The sequence below is a fragment of the Ramlibacter sp. genome (genome assembly GCF_013697775.1).
In the GTDB taxonomy this organism is placed as follows: Bacteria; Pseudomonadota; Gammaproteobacteria; order Burkholderiales; family Burkholderiaceae_C; genus Ramlibacter.
In genome coordinates this window covers 1-3384 of sequence record NZ_JACCWG010000326.1, presented here as the reverse complement: position 1 = coordinate 3384, position 3384 = coordinate 1, and the positions used below count along the sequence as shown (strand labels likewise).

Annotated in this window: 2 protein-coding genes; both read right to left on the bottom strand. The window is 67.9% G+C overall.

From position 1 onward, the window contains the following. Nucleotides 1-121: 121 nt before the first annotated feature. A complete protein-coding gene (fumC, locus tag H0U68_RS16605; protein ID WP_296357558.1) occupies nucleotides 122-1507 on the bottom strand; it encodes a class II fumarate hydratase in 1386 nt (461 codons plus the stop codon). Between the two features lie 67 nt (nucleotides 1508-1574). Beyond that, nucleotides 1575-3257 (bottom strand): methyl-accepting chemotaxis protein, encoded by a 1683-nt coding sequence (locus tag H0U68_RS16600; RefSeq protein WP_296357556.1) that lies wholly within the window; start codon nucleotides 3255-3257, stop codon nucleotides 1575-1577. Nucleotides 3258-3384 lie beyond the last annotated feature (127 nt).

Below are 3384 nucleotides of genomic sequence, written 5' to 3'. Positions count from 1 at the left end.
ACGCTCCTCGTCCGACAAGATCAAATCCGCCTTTGGCCTGCCCGTTCTCATTGCGTATCTCCGCTCGAAAGATACCGCAAGAGCAAGCACGATTAATGCCTGTTATTTACGGGACAGGACACTAGCGGCCCACCATGTTCTCCGCGCGCACCCACTGATCGAACTGCTCCCCGGTCACGAAGCCCAGCGCCAGCGCTGCTTCGCGCAGGCTGCTGCCTTCCTTGTGCGCCTTCTTCGCGATCTGCGCCGACTTGTCGTAGCCGATGTGCGGATTGAGCGCCGTCACCAGCATCAGGCTGCGCTCCACCAGTTCGCCGATGCGCTCGCGGTTCGGTTCGATCCCCACCGCACAGTGGTCGTTGAAGCTGCGCATGCCGTCGGCCAGCAACCGCACGCTTTGCAAAAAGTTGTGCGCGATCATCGGCCGGAACACGTTCAGCTCGAAGTTGCCTGAGGCGCCGCCGAAGTTGATTGCCACGTCGTTGCCGAACACCTGGCAGCACAGCATGGTGATGGCCTCGCTCTGCGTTGGGTTCACCTTGCCCGGCATGATCGACGAGCCGGGCTCGTTCTCCGGAATCGTGAGCTCGCCGATGCCGCTGCGCGGTCCGCTGGCCAGCCAGCGCACGTCGTTGGCGATCTTCATCAGGCTCGCTGCCAGTGTCTTCAGCGCGCCGTGCGCATGCACCAGCGCGTCGGCCGCGGCCATCACCTCGAACTTGTTGGCGGCGGTGGTCAGCGGCAAGCCGGTCAGCCGCGCGAGTTCGGCCGCCACCTGCTCGGCATAGCCCTTCGGCGCATTCAACCCCGTGCCCACCGCCGTGCCGCCGAGTGCCAGTTCGCACAAATGCGGCAGGCATGCGTGCAGGTGGCGGTCGCCCTGCTCCAGCTGCGCCACGTAGCCGGAGAACTCCTGGCCCAGGGTCAGCGGCGTCGCGTCCTGCAGGTGCGTGCGGCCGATCTTCACGATGTCCATGAAGGACTCGGACTTCGCCGCAAGCGTCGCGCGCAGCTTGGCGAGCGAGGGCATCAGCCGGTTGCGGATCGCGTCCACGGCTGCAAGATGCATCGCGGTCGGATAGACGTCATTGGATGACTGGCTCTTGTTCACGTCGTCGTTCGGATGCACCAGCCGCTCTTCACCGCGCGCGCCGCCCAGCAGCTCGCTGGCGCGGTTGGCCAGCACCTCGTTGACGTTCATGTTGGTCTGCGTTCCCGACCCGGTCTGCCACACCACCAGCGGAAACTCGTCGGCATGCTGGCCCGCCAGCACCTCGTCGGCTGCCGCGACGATGGCCGCCGCCTTGCGCTGGTCCAGCAGGCCCAGCAGGTGGTTCACCACCGCGCTGGAGCGCTTGATCTGCACCAGCGCGCGGATGATCTCGCGCGGCTGCCGCTCGCCAGAAATGTCGAAGTTCTGCAGCGAGCGCTGCGTCTGCGCGCCCCACAGCCGCTCGGCGGGCACGGGGATGGGGCCGAAGGTATCTTGTTCGATGCGGGTGGTCATGCCGCGCACCGTAGCAGGTTTGCCATGGCGCGTGTGCTCCCGGCAAGGCTGCCCGGAACGTCTCCCGTCAGAACTCTTCCCAATGGCCGCTGCCGGCCGCCGCCGCCGCCGGCATCTTCCCTCGTGGCAGCTGCGGGCGGCGCTGGGCTGCGATGGAGGGCGGCTGCGGCGGCTGCGCCCTGCGCACGCTGGCGCCCAGCGTGCTGCCGTGTTCCTGGTGATCGTGGCCGAGCTTGAAGCGCGAGACCAGCTCCAGCAGGGAGCGGGCTTGGGCGCTCATCGCCTCGGTCGCCGCACTCGCCTCTTCCACCAGCGAGGCGTTCTGCTGCACTACCTGGTCCATCTGCGACACGGCGGTGTTCACCTGCTCGATGCCGGAACTCTGCTCGTGGCTGGCGGCGGCAATCTCGGCAATCAGGTTGCCCACCTGCATGACCGAAGCGACGAGCTGGTTCATCGTGTCCCCGGCCACGCCGACCAGCTTGCTGCCGGCATCCACCTTCCCGACCGAGTCGCCGATCAGGGCCTTGATTTCCTTGGCGGCGGTCGCGCTGCGCTGCGCCAGATTGCGCACCTCGGCCGCCACCACCGCGAAGCCGCGGCCCTGCTCGCCCGCGCGCGCGGCCTCCACCGCGGCGTTGAGCGCCAGGATGTTGGTCTGGAACGCGATGCCATCGATCACGCCGATGATGTCGCCGATGCGGCGGGACGCGGCCGTGATGTCGTTCATCGTGCTGACCACGTCGCCCACCACCTGGCCGCCCTTGCGCGCCAGCGTGGTGGCCGTCGCCGCGACGTCGCTCGCCTGGCGCGCGCTCTCCGCGTTCTGCGTGACCGTGGAGGTCAGTTCCTCCATCGAGCCCGCGGTTTCTTCCAATGTGCTGGCCTGCTCCTCGGTGCGGCGCGACAGGTCGGTGTTGCCCTGCGCGATCTGCAGGCTGGTGTCCGCCACGCCGCGTGCGCCGGCGGCCACCTCGCCGACCAGGCCGCGCAGGCTTTGCACCATGGCCCGGACGCCGGCCAGCATGCTGGCGTTGTCGCCCTCGCGCACCGGCACCTCCACCGTGAGATCGCCGGCCGCGACCCGCGCGGTCACGTCCTTCACGAGCGCGGGCTCGCCCCCGAGGTCGCGCAACAGGCTGCGGATGATCAGCGTGCCGACCACGGCTGCCGCGCCGCCGCTGGCCAGCAGCAGCACAAGCAGCACCGTGACCGTCTGGCGGGTCGTCGCGGCCGCTTGCGCCTGCAGCCGCGCGCCTTCGGTCTCGGCGAAGCGCTCCAGCGAGCTGACCAGCGCGTCGACTTTTTCCTCCATGGGCCGGTCCTTGCCGCGGACCTGCCGGTCCACCACCTGGCTGCTCTCCAGCCTGCCGGCTTCGAAGGCCGACAGCGACTGCTTGTAGGCGCGCGTGATCTCGACGTGCAACCGGCGCATTTCCTCCAGGGGGGAGGTGGCGAGGCCCAGCGTCTTCATCGCGCCCTCCACCTGCCGCAGCTCACTGGCGACCTCACCGGCGCGCTTGTCGAACGCGGCGACATAGCGCTCCTGCTCGCCGGGATCGTGCCCGCGCAGCAGGACGTTCTTGAACTCCTGGACCTGGACCTTGAAAGCCACTTCCGCGGCGCGCGCGGACTCCACGGCCACCAGCATCTCGTGCGACAGGCGCAAGGCCTCGACCTGGGCGGCCTGCATGCTGCGGATTGCGGTGATCGCGAATCCACCGGTCAGGCTGGCCGCCAGCACCAGCATGCCTAGTGTCCTGTCCCGTAAATAACAGGCATTAATCGTGCTTGCTCTTGCGGTATCTTTCGAGCGGAGATACGCAATGAGAACGGGCAGGCCAAAGGCGGATTTGATCTTGTCGGACGAGGAGCGT

Excerpts from the sequence above, each read along its gene's own strand:
- fumC (WP_296357558.1), bottom strand. The coding sequence starts at position 1,507 with ATGACCACCCGCATCGAACAAGATACCTTCGGCCCCATCCCCGTGCCC.
- H0U68_RS16600 (WP_296357556.1), bottom strand. The coding sequence starts at position 3,257 with ATGCTGGTGCTGGCGGCCAGCCTGACCGGTGGATTCGCGATCACCGCA.